This window comes from Streptomyces sp. NPDC005706 (genome assembly GCF_040631045.1).
GTDB lineage: Bacteria > Actinomycetota > Actinomycetes > Streptomycetales > Streptomycetaceae > Streptomyces.
Genome location: NZ_JBEXYS010000049.1, coordinates 1 through 16962 on the forward strand (window position 1 = coordinate 1; position 16962 = coordinate 16962).

Consider the following 16962-nt stretch of genomic DNA (forward strand, 5'->3'; position numbering starts at 1 on the left):
CGCGCCGTGCTCGGCGAGCGTGGCGGCGGTGTCGGCGGCGCCGTTGCCCAGCGCGACCGCGACGGGCTCGCCGATGCGGCGGGCCAGGGTCAGCACGCTCGGCACCAACGTGGCGGTACGTCCCGCAGAACACGGGACGCCTCCTGGCCGCACGGGAGGTCGCCGTCACAGCGCCCGCGCCGCATAGGCCCTGACATCCGCGTCCGAGTCCGTCGTCGCGGTGGCCAGGGCGGCTCGGGCGTCCTCGACGGCACGGTGCCGGGTCAGGGCCAGTACGGCGGCCTTGCGGACGTCGGCGTTCAGGTCGGTGAGGGCCTTGGCGAGGGCCGGGACGGCCAGGTCGGGGTCTGCGACGGACAGAGCGGTGGCTGCGCCGGCCCGGACCTGCCAGGCCAGGTCTGCCAAGGCGGCCTCGGCGCGAGCGGCCAGGGCCACCGGGCAGCCCGTCGTGCCCAGAGCTTCGTAGGCGGCCCCCCGTACCAGGGCGTCCGGATCGTCGACGAGCGCGGCGAGGGCCGAGCGGGCCACGTCCGAGCCTGTGCCCATGGTGGCCAGGGACTTGGCGATCGTGACGCGGACCTCGCGGGACGGATCGACGGCCGCCGCGCGGGCCACCTCCACGGAGGCGTCGACCGACACCAGCGCGCGCACGGCCGCGATGCGTACGGCGATGTCGGTGTCCGACAGGGAGTGCGCGAACAGTTCGGCGTCGCCGAGCCGCAGGGCACGCAGCACGTCCAGTGCGGCCGCGCGGACGGCGGGGTCGGCCTCGGACAGGGCTGCGGCGAGGCCGTCGCGCAGGGCCGGTTCCGGCTGCAGCGTCTCGACCAGTTCGCGCAGTGAGGCGACCGCGGCGGCACGGACGCCGGCGTCGAGATCGGTGAGCGCCGAAGCCAGTGCCGGTCCGGTGCCCGGCGGCACGATCTCCGTCAGGACCGTGACGGCCGTCCGGCGCACGCTGGAATCGGGGTCCGTCAAGTAGTCGGCGAGCACGGAGAGATCAGGCTCGTCCTCTGCGAGGGAGAGGAGTTCGAGCAGGCGAGGTGTGGCCTGCGCGTCCGTGTCGGCCCGGGGGTGGGCGGCTGTGTCGGGCACGGTGGGCTCCTGCCGCGACGCCACCGGCGCCGCTTCCCGGGCCCCTGCCGTCGCCACACGTTCCGGGTGGACCTCGCCGATGTGCCGGGAGGGGCCGGCGGCCGGGGCGAAGCCGTCGACCGGGACCAGGTAGGGAGCCACGGGACGGGACGTGAACTCCATCGCGCCTGAGGGGGACTTGTGCAGGTCGAGGTGGTGGAACCAGGACGCGTCGTCGCGACGCGGGTGGTCGATGCGGTCGTGGTAGAGGCCCCAGCGGGACTCGGTACGGGCCAGGGAGGCGCGTGCGGCCATCTCCGCGCAGTCGCGGATGAAGGTGACCTCGGCGCAGCGCATGAGTTCGTGCGGGGTTCGGGCGCCCATCGCGGCCAAGTCGTCCCGCATCCGCTCGAAGGCTTCCAGAGCGAGGGAGAGACGGGCGCCGGACTTCGGCGGGGTGACGTAGTCGTTCACGAAGCGGCGCAGCTTGTACTCGACCTGGGGCTGCGGTGGGCCGTCCGGGTTGCGCAGCGGGCGGTAGACCAGCTCGTGCGCCTCGCGCAGCTGGTCCTCCGGCAACTCGCCTTCGTAGGACCGATACTGGGACGCGTCCGCTCCGGCCAGGTCACCGAAGACGAATGCGCCGATCATGTAGTTGTGCGGAACGCAGGCCAGGTCGCCGGCGGCGTACAGGCGGGGGACGGTCGTACGGGCGTGGTCGTCGACCCGTACGCCCGAGGCCGAGTGGCCGCCGCACAGGCCGATCTCCGAGATGTGCATCTCGACGTCGTGGGTGCGGTAGTCATGGCCCCGGCCGGCATGGAAAGTGCCGCGCGTCGGGCGCTCGGTCGAGTGGAGGATGGACTCCAGGGCCGAGATCGACTCCTCTGGAAGGTGGCTCAGCTTCAGGTAGACCGGGCCCCGGTCGCTCGCGACCTCGGCCGCGAACTCGGTCATCATCTGGCCGGACCAGTAGTCGGAGTCGACGAAGCGTTCGCCGTGCCGGTTGACCTGGTAGCCGCCGAAGGGGTTGGCGACGTAGGCGCAGGCGGGGCCGTTGTAGTCCTTGATCAGCGGGTTGATCTGGAAGCACTCGATGCCGGTGAGTTCGGCGCCCGCGTGGTAGGCCATGGCGTAGCCGTCGCCTGCGTTGGTGGGGTTCTCGTAGGTGCCGTAGAGGTAGCCGGAGGCGGGCAAACCGAGGCGGCCGCAGGCGCCGGTCGCCAGGATCACCGCGCCCGCGCGGACAGTGACGAACGCACCTGTGCGGGTGTGGAAGCCGACCGCCCCCACGGCTCGCCCGGCGGCGGTGAGTACGCGCACCGGCATCACACGGTTCTCGATGCGGATCCGCTCGCGCATCTCGCGCCGCCGCAGCTGCCGGTACAGGACCTTCTTGACGTCCTTGCCCTCCGGCATCGGCAGCACGTAGGAACCCGAGCGGTGGACCTGGCGGACCGCGTACTCGCCGTGTTCGTCCTTCTCGAACTTGACGCCGTACGACTCCAGCCGCTGCACCATGGCGAAGCCGCGGGTGGCGGTCTGGCGGACGGTGGACTGGTCGACGATGCCGTCGTTGGCGCGGGTGATCTCGGCGACGTAGTCGTCGGGCTCGGCGCGGCCCGGGATGACCGCATTGTTGACGCCGTCCATGCCCATCGCGAGGGCGCCGGAGTGACGGACGTGCGCCTTCTCCAGGAGGAGGACGTTCGCGCCGTGCTCGGCGGCGGTCAGGGCCGCCATGGTGCCGGCGGTGCCGCCGCCGATGACGAGGACGTCGCAGGTCATTTCCTCGGCGTCGGTGAGAGCGGGGATCCGCAGGGGCTCGGAGGGGGTGTTCGTGCGAGGGTTCACCGGGGTGCCTTTCACGTGCCGAGCGAGGTGAGGACGTCGCGGCGCAGGGCCACGCGGGCCGGGTCGCCGAGGGCCGTACGGTCGCGGGGGCGCGGTACGTCCCGTACGGCGAGCAGGCGGCCGGCGCCGAGCAGGGCCACGCGGTCGCCGAGGAACAGGGCCTCGTCCACGTCGTGGGTGACGAAGACGACGGTCGCGCCGGTGCCCCGCAGCACCTCCACCACCAGGTCCTGCATGCCGGCCCGGGTCTGGGCGTCGAGGGCGCCGAACGGCTCGTCCATGAGTACGGCACGCGGACGCCCGGCCAGGGCGCGGGCCAACTGGGCGCGCTGACGCTGCCCGCCGGAGACGCGGTGCGGCAACTGGCGGGCGTGGTCGGCGAGCCCGACCCGGACCAGCCACTCCTCGGCCTGGACGCGGCGCTCGGAGCGCGGGACGCGTCGGATGGCGAGGGGGAGTTCGACGTTGGTGCGCAGGGTGCGCCAGGGGAGGAGGGCGTCCTCCTGGAAGATCAGGGCGCGTTCGGCGGAGGGCCCGGCCAGGGGGCGCCCGTCCTGGCCGATCTCTCCGGCCAGCGGGGGCAGCAGGCCCGCCAGGCTGCGCAGCAGCGTCGACTTGCCGCACCCGGAGGGGCCGACGACGGTGAGGATCTCGCCCCGCGCGATGTCCAGGTCGACGTCGGCCAGGACAGGCGCGTCGGGGCGGCCGAGCGTGGCGGCGTGGAGGGTGAGCCGGGTGCCGCGTGCGGACGACGGCGCCTGGTCCACCGTACGGAGTTCGGGCTTGATGTCAGACGAGGTGCTCATCGCGTGCCTCCTCGGTGCCGGAGGGCTGGTCGGTGCGTACGGCGGCCGGGACCGGCCGGGCGGGCGCGCGCGGCGCCGTCGGGCGGGTTCCGGGGACGTACGAAGTGCGGGGCAGCCATCGGGTCAGGCGTCGGCCCAACAGTTCGACGGTCGTGGAGGTGAGCCAGCCGAGGACGCCGATCGTGACCATGCCGACGAAGACACCGGGGTAGTTGACGATCGTGTAGTCCTGCCAGGTGCGGTAGCCGACGCCGTACTGACCGGAGATCATCTCGGCGGAGATCACGCAGATCCACGAGACGCCGATGCCGACCGACAGGCCGCCGAAAATGCCGGGCAGCGCGCCCGGAAGGACGACCGAGCCGAGGATGCGCCACCGGCCGCCGCCCATCGTGAGCACGGCCTCCTCCCACACGGGGGTCAGCGCCCGGACGGCGTGCCTGGTGGAGACCAGGACCGGGAAGAAGGCCGCGGTGAAGGTGATGAAGACGATGCCCTGTTCGTTGGAGGGGAACAGGAGGATCGCGACCGGCACCAGGGCGATCGCCGGGATGGGGCGGACCACCTCCAGGATCGGGCCCAGCAGATCCTCGGCGAGCCGGGAGCGGGCCACGAGCACGCCGACCGCCACACCCAGCACCGCCGCCAGCAGGAAGCCGGTGACGATGCGGGTCAGGCTGTCGGTGAGGTCCGTCCAGTAGTCCGCGCCGGAGAGGCGGTCGGCGAAGGCGTGGGCCACGTCGGTGACTGTGGGGAACTGCGAGAAGCGCAGCCACAGGTCGACGTCCAGGCCGGTCAGCAGCTGCCAGAGGCCGAGGGCGGCCGCGACGGCGCCCACCCGCAGCGCATACCGGCCGATCGGCGGGAGCGGCCGCCGGTAGCGGCCCGCTCGCGGCGCGGGCCGGCTCATGCGGCACGCTCCAGGGCGTCGGCGTACGTGATGACGCGTGCACCGCCGTGCGCGGAGACATACGCCCGCGCGGTCGCCGGGGCGACGAACGGCAGGAGCTTCTCGCCGTCGGCCACCCAGACCGCCTTGTCGGCGAACCACAGGGTGCCGGTGGTTGCGTCGGGCACGTAGGCGGCCCGGATGCCACCGGAGTGCGCGGCCACGTAGGCCAGCAGCTCAGCCGGGGAGTTGAAGGCCTTGGTCTCCTGGGCGCCCTTCGGCCATGCCTCGCTCGCGGCGGCGGGCGGCAAGGCGGCGAGCCGCTTCGGGTACGACGCCCCGAGGGCCTTCTTCACGTAGTGGTCGTCGACGAAGGAGTCCACGTCGATGTCGCCGGTCAGCTTTGCCGCCTTCAGGACCGACACGTCCTGCTTCAGCGCGGAGACGAGCTGCGGCCTGACGGCCGGGTCGAAGGTGGAGATGCCGTGGGCGCCGTTGTAGAGGTAGACGACCTCGGCGGGCAGGCCGGTGGCCTTCGCGACCTTCTCGGCGGCGGCCATGGGATGGGTACTGAGGTAGTCGGTGGCCTCGGCCTGGGCCTTGAGGAAGGCCTCCAGCACGGCCGGGCTGTTCTTGGCGAAGTCCTCGCGGGCGGTGACGCCGTGGAAGGTGGGCAGGTTCAGCTGGGCGCCGTCGTAGAGGGCCTTCGCCTTGCCCTGGTAGGTGAGCAGGCCGGGCCAGGCGACGAACTGCGACAGCGCGTCCGCGCTTCCCGCGGTGAGGGCCGACGCCCCCACGGCGGGCTGCTGGTTGAGCTTCTCGATGCCGTCGTTCGGGTCGATGCCGGCGCGCTGCAAGGCCCGTACGAGGGTGCCGTCGGCGGCGGAGCCGACGCTGGTGGAGACCTTCTTGCCCTTCAGGCCCTGCAGGGAGGTGAGCTTGGAGTCGGGTGCGGTGACGATGGTGTTGAGGCCACCGCGGAGGTTGTAGCCGGTGACGGAGACCAGGTGGGTGGGCCGGCCGAGCTGTTTGCCGCGGGCGGCGTTGATGAGCAGCGGGAAGTCACCCATCGAGCCGATGTCGATCTTCCCGGCGGTCATCTGGGCGGTGATGGGGGCGCCGGTGGCGTAGTCCTGCCAGTCGACCTTGTAGGTGCGGCCGTCGTGGAGGGAGTTCAGCTGCTTCTCGAAGGAGCCGAGGGAGCGCAGGAGGGTTCCCGCGGTGACCGTGTTGATGGTCTTGGACTGGTAGCCGACGGTGACCGTGACAGTGGCTCCGTCACCGCCGGCCACCGCATTGCCGCCGCAGGCGGTGAGCGGGGCGAGGAGCAGGACGGCGGCTGCGGCAAGTGCTGTGCGTTGCATGGGAGTTCGGCCTTTCACCGGAGCAGGTAGGGCATGTTCACCGTCACGGCTCCGGTGGGACAGCGGGCCGCGCACGGGCCGCAGTACCAGCACTCGTCGACGTGCATGTACGCCTTGCCGCTGCTGTCGTCGATGGCGAGGGAGTCCAGCGGGCACATGTCCACGCAGAGCGTGCAGCCGTCGATGCACTTCGACTCGTCGATGGTCACGGGCACGTCGGCCCGCTGGGGCGCCAATGGCATGGCTGTCTCCAAAAAAATGCGCGAGCGGGGTGTTCACAGGGACCGGTGCAACAGCCCGCTCATCGAGATGCGGTCGCCGCGGAAGCGGATGAATTCCAGGTCGACGGGTCGGCCGTCGGCGAGGTACGAGAGACGTTCCAGCATCAGAACGGCCGTACCGCGCGGTGCCTGCAGTACGGCGGCGGAGTGGGCGTCGGCGCTCACCGCCTCAAGACTGATCTCGGCGTGACCGAGAGGGGTGCCGGTGAGCGTCTCCAGGAGCCGGAAGATGTCCGTGTTCTCCAGGTCCTCGCCGAGCAGGTCGGTGCCGACGTCGAGCGGGACGTACGTGAGGTCGAGGGACAAGGGTAGGCCGTTCAGCCGGCGCAGACGCTCGATGTAGAGAACGTCGGTGCCGGGTGGGAGGTGCAGGCGGTCGGCCACCGGGGACGGAGCGAGGACGGGGCCCACGGTACGGACCTCGTTGGTGACATGGCCGTGTTCGCGCAGGGTCTCTGCGAGGCCCATCAGGCGGTCGAGTCCATGGGCGTACTTCTGGGCCACGACGACCGTGCCGACACCGGGGAGGCGTTCGACCAGACCCTCGGCGCGCAGCAGGTCGAGGGCCTGACGGACGGTGTTGCGGGAGGCGCTGTAGTCCGTTGCGAGGGTCGTCTCGTGAGGAAGCGCGCCGTCCGGGAACCCCCCGGCCAGGAGCTGGTGGCGGAGCAGGTCGGCGAGCTGGCGAGCCCGGTCCGCACGCAGCCGCCGCCGTGCGCGGTGGGCGGCGACGGTGGTCGCGCCCTGGCCGGCGTGGTCTCGGATACGGTCGGTGGGTGACATGCTTCGGACCATACCTATCCGGTAGGGAAAGCGGTGTTGCTGGAGTGTTGCGCCACCTGACACACGACCAGATGCCCACCTGAACTGGGGTTTCGCCGGATAGGCGGGGAGATCTGCCGGCACCGGGACCTGTCCACGAGAACCGACGAGGTGATCAGCGCGAGATGACGTAAAGCTGATTCACCCGCGCCCCAGCGCGCACAGGACCCGCCCCCTCCCGGCCCGGGTCCGCAATCGCCTCAAGCGTGGATCGCGTGGCGGGCGGCGCTGAAGTTCGACAAGGACGACTACAAGCAGCGGCACGCGGTCGAGTACGGGATCAACCGGGCGAAGTACAGGTTTCGGTGGGGTGGGCGGGGGAGAGGGGACATGAGCCCGCGTGGTCTTCGGCATCACCACCGTCACGGCGGGGCTTCTCGTACGGCCATCGGCGGGGCCGAGTCATCTCGGCCAGGTGCTCGACACGGCCGAATGCGGGTCGACGATCACGGGCTCCCTCGGGTTTCCCTCCGCGCTGATCCAACGGTACGGATCGGGGTAAATGCTGGAGATGCCCGGCGGCCTGCATCGCTGATGGACGCGTGGGTGCCGTGACGTTATCCGTGGCAGCGACGGAAGGAGCAGGCCGTATGGCGCGTACGCGTACCGGTGCGAGCACCAGGCATCCTCGATACGAGCGCAGAGGGGAGGCACGGCTGCCGGCCGTGGTTGCGACGCTTGCCGCGATTGCTCTGTATCTGGTTCTACCGCAGCGGTTGTTGGTCGCTCCGCGTTACGTGCTGCCCGCCCTCGAGTGCCTGCTGCTCATTCCGCTCATCGCGATCAACCCGAAACGCCTGACGAAGCAGACGAAAACCTTCCGGGTGCTCTCGCTGACGCTCGTAGCCATCATTGCGATCAGCAATCTCATGGCGCTGACCATTTTGATCCACGAATTGGTGTACGCCGGAGTGAAGGACGGCCGCTCACTGCTGGTGGCGGCGCTGCAGGTCTGGCTCACCAACATCATCGTTTTCGGCCTGGCCTACTGGGAGCTGGACCGGGGCGGCCCTGTCAGCCGCACCCAGACGCCCCGTTCCGCGCTGCCGCTGGCGGACTTCCGTTTCTCACAGGACGAGAACGACGACGCTGTCCAAGAAGTCGCCGACGGCGCCAGCGGTGCCTCGGACTGGGTTCCCACCCTGGTGGACTACCTGTATGTGTCCGTCACCAACTCCACGGCGTTCAGCCCGACCGACACCATGCCACTGTCGACTCGCGCCAAAGTCATGATGAGTATTCAGAGCATCTCCGCCCTCTTGACCTCCCTCCTCGTGATCGCGCGAGCCGTGAGCATCCTGCACTGACACCCGCGCCCAACCTGGTTCGGCACCCAGCCCGCGCGATGTATCCCGGCCTGCGTGCTGGTGGCGTTCGCGTAAAAGTGCCTGGCTCGTTACAGGCGAACGTGCACAGCGCGCCGTACGTATCAGGCCAGCAGCGCGGCGGCGTGGTGACGTGCCTGGTGCAACCAGGAGGCGCGGGTTTCATCGGAGGAGTCGGTGACCGTTCGGAAGACGACGCGGCGAACGTCGGCAACTCCTACGTACGGCAGGACGCATGCCGACCAGATCCTTTGCAGCGGGTCCCCGAACTCGGCCTCTTCGCGGCCGGCGGGGGTATCGGAGGTGTTCAGGACGAGGGCCCGGCCTGCTCCGAGCAGCCCTTCGGATTCCCCCTCCGGGGTTCCCAGTTTGTAGGCAACGCCGGGCGCGAGTACACGCTGCACCCAACCTGCAAGGACAGCGGGTGGCATGCCCCACCAGTTCGGATGCACGAACACCATGGCGTCGAGTGTGGCCACCTCCGCCTGATGGAGCGCCACCTGCGCGTCGTGAGCGCCCGTGGCGGATCGGACCGTCGCCGTCTCGTCGGCGGACAGCCCGGGTGCGAACTCCTCAGCACACAGGTCATGCGCGAGAACCTCGCAGCCGAGGTCGCGCAGGTGTTGGACAACGGTGTCGAACACGGCGTGGTTGAAGCTGCCAGGTCGCGGGTGCGCGAGGTATACCCCTATGCGCGACATTTTCCCCCCAGAAAAAGAATTTCAGTAGTAGTCATCATCATCATGGCCGGTCACGACCGCCCAGGGAACCGGTCAACAAAGTCAGCTGTCTCCCCGCCTGGCGGCGGATCATCTGAGCACTTTCGTACCTGCCTGCGCACATTCAGGTATACGCCGACGCGTGTGGGTGACCGACCGCGTGTCGGCGGTCTTCGCTACTTCACAGGCCGCGCCGTACAGGTTCTTGGAAGGCCCCGTGCTGCCGCTGAACGTGCCGACCGCAGTCGCGCCCACCGCCCAGGCCGCGCGGGCGTCCACTCGTCCAGCAGGGGGTCGCAAGTACTACGGCTGGAAGGCCTTGATCGTCGTCTCAACCATGTTGGCGACCGGCTGCAATTCGGGCATCGTGGCATTCCCCGGCACTTTCAGGTTCTGCCAGATCACTGCAAAATCGATGTCGCGGCCTCTGTCATGTGCGATCAACGCCTCCGAGACGACCCGCTCGATCACGCCGGCACCGTTCCGCTTGAGCGGACCGATTCCAACCTTCGAGTGCGTGGCGGAAATATCTCCGTTTGGCCAGATCAACAGCTGATGGAACCAGCTCCGCCCGCCTGGCGTCAGCATGGGAATCAGGTCGGTCAGGCTGCCGCTTTCCAAGGTTCCGGAGAACATCCGCGCAAAGAGCCTCGCCATGTCCACAGCTGTCGTGGCCTGGGCGACGAGCGCATCATTGACAGATGCGATCGTCACCGGAGTCCATTGCCCGATGTAGTCGCCTGCAAGCCAGATGCCGCGCTGATTCGCATCATCAAAGAACCCGTCGTCGCCGGCCTTGGCGTTCATGAACCCGAAGGCGACGCCGTGGATGCAGTCCGCCGCCGGGGCGTCCTGCTGTTGGATGAGCATTCCTCGGAGATGGGTCCGGTAGCCGAAGGTGAAGTCGACACCGACCGGCGTTCCGCTCACGTCGAGCTGCGGTTCGAGAACCGTCTGATAGGCCGGAATGATCTTGGCTTCATCGGACTCGTTCGGGTACGTCGCAAGGATCTTCGCAGGCGTGGCGCTGCGGATCGCACCGTTGAACTCGCTTGCCAGGGCTGCGAAAAAGTCATCCGCCGTGGCGGGTTTCTGGTCAGCGCGCAGGCCTTCAGCGAAGAATCTGAGCGTATGTGCGGCATACATGGCTAAGAGTTTGACCATGCTTGCGGAATAGTGGACCTCGTTGTGGCGATGCCCGGCCCATGGCAGTGATTCGTTGCCTGTCAGTGCGGCCACGGTGAGACCCACCCGCTCCAGCGCTGTGAGGTCTGAGCCCGACAGTCCGTTCATAAACGAATCGAGTGCATCCTGCATGCTTCTGTTGCGTCCCGGGTCACCCTCCGGCTCGAGGTTGTCCTGATAGGCACCGGTGAACATTTCCATGGTCGTTGGCTCCTTGTGTTCGTATGCAGGGCTGCCGCATTCCTTGGTCAACCGGCCAGCTGGAAGGTGATGAGCGGGGAGCACGCCGGGCTGACTGCGAGCGGCCACGGTCCTCGGGCCTGCGGCTGGAGACTCTCCCGGCCGACCCCGAGTCATGGCGAGGTGGCGTCGGTGCCGCTGACCATGGGGGGTTCCACCGCCCGGCGTAGTGAGGGCTACCAGCCAGTGGTCGGGGGGTGGTTCGAAAATATACCTGCGGTTTGAATCGCGCATCTCAACCAAACGGCGGCCGACGAGTCTGCGCCCCCGGATGGTGAGCTTGTGGACTTCCCAGCGGAGTGCGCCGGGAGCGTTCTCGACGCGGCGCGGGCACATCGCGGCCACCGAACTCCTCGCCGAGCCGGGCGCGTCGTCGTGGAACTGGGTGGGTAGTGGAAGCGGCGGTGTGTCCAGGCGACGGCCGAGGTGTTCGCCATCCCGGTCGGTGGCGAGCCGCTGGGCCTTGGGCGTGCCGATGCGGATCTTCATGCGGAGTGCCGATGGCGCGATGAGGGCCTGTGCGACTACCGCGTCACCGACGAGGCCGGTGGGTCAGCTGCAGCCTGCCCTCTCATCCGTTGCTGCAGCTGGTCCGGCGTCGGCTTCCAGGGCACGACCTGCCCGCGTGCGGGGACGGGCAGGGGCAGCGCATGGACGTCGGCGAGCACCAGGTACCAGGCGCTCGGGTGCGCCCACGGCGAGCAGAGCGGTTACGCCGAGGAATTGCATCCGATGCGTGAATCGGGTGCGCCCGAGCCGGCGATCGGCGACTCCATCGTATCTCCTGATGGTGAGCGAAGCAGGCCTTCGAGGGTTCAGCGCGCCTGCTGGCCGGGGGCGCCCGACAGCTGTTCCAGAATCCTGCTGACTATCTCCGCCTCGTCGGGCTGCATTCCCTCCTGAAATAGAGCGGGGCCATGTGTTCCGTAGGCGAGGCGCTCGAGGGATCCGGCGAAGGGGCAGGCGTGATGGCCGTAGTCCCGGCGCAGCCCTTCGAGGACGACGAGCAGGTCCGGATCCTCGGTGCGGCCCGCACGACGGCACAGCACGACACGAGCAATGAGCTGGTCCGCCGTGAGCCCGGCGTAGGAACGCGCGCGTCGCCGGTCGACGGCGCGCGGAGCGGGGCAGTTGAGCCCCAGCGCCTCGGCGACCGCGACGGGGACGGTCCGGTCGAGGGCGGCAAGGCTCGGGAGGACGAAGTCCCAGTGCCGGCCAATGCCGCAGAGCGCGCGGGCGAGCAGTCGGCACATCCAGGCGGGGGGGCCAGCCTCTGCGCCCCTCGCGTCGCAAGAAGTGTCCGCGCCCCGAGCGTGCTCGCCAGCGTCGGCGAGCAGTCGGGCGGCGCCCGACTCGTCGCCCGCCTCCTTCAGCCGGCGAGCCACCTCAGCGACGACCGCGGGTGCCTCACCCGGACCCTCGGACTGCCACGCCCGCCGAGGCGCGTCCCCGGCGACCGGCTCCGTGCGCGCCGCGGACACCGTCTTCCGCGCCGCTTCACGCTCGCGGTAGTCGCGGATCGCGCCGACCGCCTGCTCGGCCTCGGCGACGTCGCCGAGGCCGAGCAGGGCACCGATGACGGCGAGGAGCGCAGGCCCCTGCCCGTAGAACAGATCCTGAGCGATTTCCTTGGCCTCCGCGGCGACCACCCGGGCCCGGTCACGGTCGCCGGTGCGCGTTAATGCTGTCGCGACCGCGGCCATCGCCCGGACTTTATGTTCACGCCCGCTGTCCATGGCGTCCACGACGGACTGCGCCCGGGCGACGTCGCCCGCGTCCGCATACGCTGACGCCACGGCTTTCAGGGCGGGTTCCCGGTGTGACCAGAAGGAGAAGGAGCGGGCCAGCGTTTCGGCCCGGGAAAGGGCCCCGGCGCGGGCCAGGACGACCGTGGCACGGCTGAGCAGAACATCATTGGAGGTTCCGACCAAGGCGATCGCACGCTCCGTGAGTTGGCACGCGAAAGCGTACTCTTCCCCTTCCACCAGTGCTTCCGCGAGCAGGAGCAGTCGGAGCGGGGGAAGCCCTGGTTCCGTCCGCGGCAACTCCGCCGCACGCCACGCGAGCCGACGGGCGGTGGCCGCATCCCCTTCGGCGGCGGCTGCGGCGGCGACCGTGGCCAGCATCTCCGGGTGATGTAGCAGGGACCCGGGCCTGGTGCCGAGCGCGCCGATGGACCCACCCTCGGCACCGGCCACGGTGCCCTCAAGGCCGTCGTCCGGGCTTGCCGCGAGCCGTTCCGCTTCGGTGGTCATTCCGTTCTCGACCAGCCACACCGCGATGTCGCACAGAAGCTGCCTTGTCAGATGCGGTGTGCCGGCAGTGTGCGCCGTTCGTAGGGCCTCGTGGAGGGCGCCCGTCTCCAGGTGGGTGAGGGCCACCGCCTTGAGTACCGCCGGGCCGTCGAACCTGTGGCGGCGGCGGTGCTCCGCGTACAGGGTTTCGGCTCGGGCCGTGTCGCCCGCCGTGGCGAGGGCCACGGCCAGTTCGCAGGAGGCGGTCACGCGGTCGCCGTCGTTCGAGATGTGGTTCACGAAGGATTCGGCGAGGTCTGGCTGGCCTTGCTCCACGAGTACCCGCACGACTCCCGGCCGTGCCTGGCGGCCGAGCGCATCCAGCAGGAGCTCCGTATCCGACAGGCCCATCTTCTCCCGCATCGTGCGGACAAGGGGCCCGACGGGAATCTCCCGCGCGACGGAGAGGGCCCGTTCGGTGTCCCCTGCCACCAAGAGCCGGACGACGACACCCTTCAGGGCGTCTGCCCTGCCGAGATCGTCGGCGACGGAACGTGCCGCCTCCTCCGCCTGGTCGACGTCGCGGGCTGCGGCCATCGCGGCGGTCGCCAGCAGCCTGTTACGGGTCTGCCCGTCGGGCACCACGCGAACGAGTCGGTGGAACTGCTCGTCCTGCCCGGTCGCCGCGAGTGCCATGGCAAGCTGGGGCAGGGCCAGGACGCCCCCGTGCTCCCGAACCGAGTCGGGGCTGGGGAAGGCGCGAGCCAGCGACTCGGCCCCACCGCCCTGGCCGTCGGCAGCCAGCGCGGCGATCACCGGTATCAGCGCCATACGGTCGGCGCCGCCGGTGTCGTCGCCGCGGTAGCCGTCGGTGCCGCCGTCGTCGGAGGTGAGGGTCAGGGCGAGGTGTTCGGCCTGGTCGAGATGGCCTGCGGCGATCTGGGCGTCCACCAGCGCGCGCAGTGCGAACACCCTGGCCGTCCGTGAGGGGGCCGCCCGGGCGACGCGCTCGGCGGACGTCCACTGGCCCGCGGCGGCGAGCCGCAGCACCGCGTCTACCGTCAGCTTCTCGTCCGATACGCCCAACTTGGAGACCGTGAAGATGAGTTCGGCGATGGCATGCCGTGCCTGAGCGAGTCGGCCCTCGTCCAGGAGCGCGAGAGCCAGACCGGTGAAGGCGGCAGTCCTGCGAGCCGGGGCGTCGAAGGAGCGGGCGAGCTGGTCGGCCCGTACCGGGTCGCCGGCAGTAGCGAGCGTCGCGGGCAGGCTGGTAGGCAGCCAGTCGCCGCGGCCGGTCAGCTCCTCGCGGAGCAGCGCCAGGACGGCGGCAGCCGCCAGGTCGGGGGCGCCCTGGGTGGCGAGGGCGGCCTGGCAGGCCGCGACCTCGTACAGGGCGGCGACATCGCCGCCGGTCAGCGCGCGCAGCCGCGCGTGCCGCGCCCGGTCGGTACCGCAGGCCGTCATGCGGTGTACGTCGCCCGTCGACTCCAGAAGGTGGAAGTAGCCGTCCAGCAGGTATTCCGGGGTGCCGTCGGGCCAGCCGCCCAACCGGTACGGCTCCGCCCACGCGTGCAGGGCCGCGACGCAGTCCGCCGTGACGCGCGCCGCGGCCTCGTCCGTGACCCGCTGCCGCTGCGTGGCGTCGGCGATCACGTGGACGGTCCTGCCGGTCCAGCGGCTCGCGGCCCGTCCGAGGCCGGTGCTGGAGGCGGCGGCGATCGCCGCGTCCAACTCGTCCGGCGGGAGACCAGTCAGGGCCAGCAGGTCGGTACGGGCCAGCCCGCCGCCGGCGACGGCGACGAGAACGGGGAGGGCCCACTTGGGCACGGGGGCCACGCTAGACGCCCACATGGATGAACGGCACCCACGTGCTCGGGTGGCGGGGACGCCGCCGTCGTTCCCGGCTCACGGCATCGTGCAGCAGGGCGGCGGCAGAGTCAGGCGGCGATTGCGGCCACACCTCGGGGCGGGACGCGGCGAGCCGGCCGTGGACCGCCCTGGCCACGCGCTCGGTACTGGTGTCGAGGACGGGCGACATCGTGCCGATGACGGACTGATAGCCGCGGTAGTGCAGGACGGAGGTCACGGAGATCATCTCGTCGAGGTCCATGCGGTCCGGAGCCGCGGTGGAGCATGCGGCGAGGAAGGCGAACTCCGGCCGCCTCGCGCGGGCTTCGGCCAGGTCGGCGATGGTCAGATCCTGGTCGTGCAGCACCAGGCCAGTCCGCTCCGGCGACACGGGGTCCTGCCGGCCGTGGCAGTCAAAATGGACCCGGCTGTGCCGCCCCAGCGCGCGTTTCACGTTCCCGGCGGTGGCCTGCGCCCCGTACAGCGTGGTCAGTACGTCCTCCGGGAGGAGGCCGGTGAGAAAGTCACGGAAGCGGGCCGTTGCCGGAAGGGCCTGATGGCCGGCACGGCTGCCTGCTGACACCAGGAGCAGCCGATCCCGGTCGCCCCGATTACTGTCGTGCTTGCCACTGCCGCTGTTCCGGCGCAGGTCCCGGGCCTTGCGGGCCGAGGTCAGGCTGCGCAGGGTCGGGGTGTACGAGGACACGACCCGCTCCGAGGTCCCGGCACGTGTACCGCCCGCGACCGGCCGCGGTGCGGCGGCGTGCAGCGGGAGCAGCGCGAGCGGCCCGGAGGGACACCACCACAGGCGCGGGAGCTCGCCGTCCCCGCTCTCCCCGGCGCGCCCGGGCAGGGCCAGCGCGGCGAAGACGGGCGCGGCCACGGTCTCCCACAGCCAGTGCAGTGTCGTCTGGATGCGCGCCTCCCGCTCCGCCCCGGCCAGTTCGTTCAACGCGGTGAGATAGCCGCGGGCGTTGCGTTGTGCTGCCCGCAAGGTCAGGGCAGGCAGCGGGACGACCCGCGGGGCGTCGTCCTCCGCCGTCACAAGCAGGGCGTGACAGCCGAACCGGCTGAGGATCACCGCCACCACGGGCCCTTCCGCGGCGGCGGGCCTGATGTCGGAGAGGTAGCTCACCGTTTGGAAGGTGGCGTCGGGCAAGAGTCCCTGCGCGCGTTCGGCCGCCCGCGCCCAGCGCCGTTCGCGCCGCGCGGCGCCCTTCTCCGTGAGCCGGAGGGCCAGTCCCCACCGTCGTGTGACCGCTGCGGAGGGTGTGTCGGGGCGGGCGGTCCGCTCTGCCGCCACGTCGCGCTCCGCGTAGCGATCGGGTGCCTCGCCGGGCCGGCCGGGCCGTTCCAGATCGCGGCAGGCCCGGTCCACGCGTCGGGCGAGCCGTCGGTCCACGGCCCGTAACTCGGCCCGGATCGTGGCGTGCAGCAACTGGTCCCACACCACCCCACGGCCGGTCTCCAGCAGCTCGATCGCCTCGACCGGGCGCCCGGCGGCGATGGCGCAGGCTGCCGCGTCCGCGGTGATCGCGGCCTTGAGCGCGACCTGCTCGGTCGCCGATCCCGGGCCCCCGGGGGGCACGCCCCATCCGGTCGTCCGGGGCAGCAGGGTGACGGCGGCGACCATGTCCTCGTATCCGGCGCCGGGCCCGTCCGAGGCTGCGCGTGCGCTGCCGCAGGCGTGCAGCGCACGAACCCGCTGTCGAGCCGGCGCCCCGGCCATCCCGGCAAGTCGCCGCCGGAGCACGTCGAGGTCCGGCACCCACCCCATCTCCGCCCCCGACCTGCCCTGGGGTGCGACCCGCTCGATGACCTCCCACTCCTCAAGGCACTCGACGAGCAACGCCACCCGCGCGGCATCCGCCGAGCTGCCCGATCCCACGATCCGCTCCACGCGGGCGTCGTCCATCGCGTGTGGACGGCCGGCCGCATCCCCGGCCATCCGACCGCCCGCCGCTTCGCACAGCAGCCGGGTCGCCGTCACGAGGTCGGCCACGTCCTTCTCCGGGCTCTGCCGGAAGCGGAGGAGCAGTTCTGCGGACAGGGCCGTCACGGCGGCCGCTCGGCGTCGAGTCCCGGGCTTCGCGCGTGCGACCGCCACGGTCAGGCGGTCCATGTCCGTGGGGGTGTCACGCCCGACACGAACGTCGCCGCGCAGACGGCGGCTCGCGCGCTCGCGGACCTGCTGCTGGAGTGTGCGCAGCCGGGCTCGTTCGCGACGCTCCGTCTCCTGCTGCTCGGGGGACTGTCGATAGGAAACACTGGCCACAGGTGCCTCGCAGCAACGTCTCGGACCCACGGAACATGATGGCAAG

General features: G+C 70.7%; 11 protein-coding genes and 1 pseudogene. 1 reads left to right on the plus strand and 11 read right to left on the minus strand.

All coding sequences use genetic code 11. The annotated features are described in order from the left end of the window. The 7 genes and pseudogenes from ABZ478_RS37605 to ABZ478_RS37635 all read right to left on the minus strand — a co-directional run. A pseudogene (locus ABZ478_RS37605) lies at positions 1 to 96 on the minus strand (electron transfer flavoprotein subunit alpha/FixB family protein); the annotation flags it as partial. 69 nt (positions 97 to 165) lie between these two features. Beyond that, positions 166 to 2928, minus strand: coding sequence for a fumarate reductase/succinate dehydrogenase flavoprotein subunit (locus tag ABZ478_RS37610; RefSeq protein WP_359557067.1), 2763 nt, complete (start codon positions 2926 to 2928; stop codon positions 166 to 168). An 11-nt stretch (positions 2929 to 2939) separates the two neighbouring features. Continuing rightward, the gene (locus ABZ478_RS37615; RefSeq protein WP_359557069.1) at positions 2940 to 3734 is read right to left on the minus strand and encodes an ABC transporter ATP-binding protein; all 795 of its coding nucleotides are present in this window, start codon (positions 3732 to 3734) and stop codon (positions 2940 to 2942) included. Continuing rightward, positions 3718 to 4644: an ABC transporter permease gene (locus ABZ478_RS37620; RefSeq protein ID WP_359557071.1), complete on the minus strand. Its 927-nt coding sequence runs from the start codon at positions 4642 to 4644 to the stop codon at positions 3718 to 3720. Before ABZ478_RS37620 ends, ABZ478_RS37615 begins: the two co-directional genes overlap by 17 nt. Continuing rightward, positions 4641 to 5987 (minus strand): ABC transporter substrate-binding protein, encoded by a 1347-nt coding sequence (locus ABZ478_RS37625; protein WP_359557074.1) that lies wholly within the window; start codon positions 5985 to 5987, stop codon positions 4641 to 4643. The genes ABZ478_RS37620 and ABZ478_RS37625 overlap by 4 nt, the downstream gene beginning before the upstream one ends. 14 nt (positions 5988 to 6001) lie before the next feature. Continuing rightward, positions 6002 to 6229 (minus strand): ferredoxin family protein, encoded by a 228-nt coding sequence (locus ABZ478_RS37630; protein WP_016437651.1) that lies wholly within the window; start codon positions 6227 to 6229, stop codon positions 6002 to 6004. A 33-nt stretch (positions 6230 to 6262) separates the two neighbouring features. Then, positions 6263 to 7051, minus strand: a complete 789-nt coding sequence (locus ABZ478_RS37635; RefSeq protein WP_359557077.1) for a GntR family transcriptional regulator — start codon at positions 7049 to 7051, stop codon at positions 6263 to 6265. A 629-nt stretch (positions 7052 to 7680) separates the two neighbouring features. On the opposite strand from ABZ478_RS37635, the gene ABZ478_RS37640 reads away from it, so the two are divergent. Then, positions 7681 to 8397, plus strand: coding sequence for a hypothetical protein (locus ABZ478_RS37640; RefSeq protein WP_359557079.1), 717 nt, complete (start codon positions 7681 to 7683; stop codon positions 8395 to 8397). Between the two features lie 122 nt (positions 8398 to 8519). Here the strand turns inward: ABZ478_RS37640 and ABZ478_RS37645 are convergent, their stop codons facing one another. The 4 genes from ABZ478_RS37645 to ABZ478_RS37660 all read right to left on the minus strand — a co-directional run bounded on the left by ABZ478_RS37645 (position 8520) and on the right by ABZ478_RS37660 (position 16916). Continuing rightward, entirely contained in the window at positions 8520 to 9116 is a 597-nt protein-coding gene (locus ABZ478_RS37645; protein ID WP_359557081.1) for an NAD(P)H-dependent oxidoreductase, read from the minus strand. Positions 9117 to 9437: 321 nt separating this feature from the next. Next, positions 9438 to 11048: a hypothetical protein gene (locus tag ABZ478_RS37650; protein WP_359557084.1), complete on the minus strand. Its 1611-nt coding sequence runs from the start codon at positions 11046 to 11048 to the stop codon at positions 9438 to 9440. Between the two features lie 326 nt (positions 11049 to 11374). Continuing rightward, positions 11375 to 14620, minus strand: coding sequence for a hypothetical protein (locus ABZ478_RS37655; protein WP_359557086.1), 3246 nt, complete (start codon positions 14618 to 14620; stop codon positions 11375 to 11377). Positions 14621 to 14630: 10 nt separating this feature from the next. Then, the gene (locus ABZ478_RS37660) at positions 14631 to 16916 is read right to left on the minus strand and encodes a CHAT domain-containing protein (RefSeq protein WP_359557088.1); all 2286 of its coding nucleotides are present in this window, start codon (positions 16914 to 16916) and stop codon (positions 14631 to 14633) included. Between the last annotated feature and the right edge of the window lie 46 nt (positions 16917 to 16962).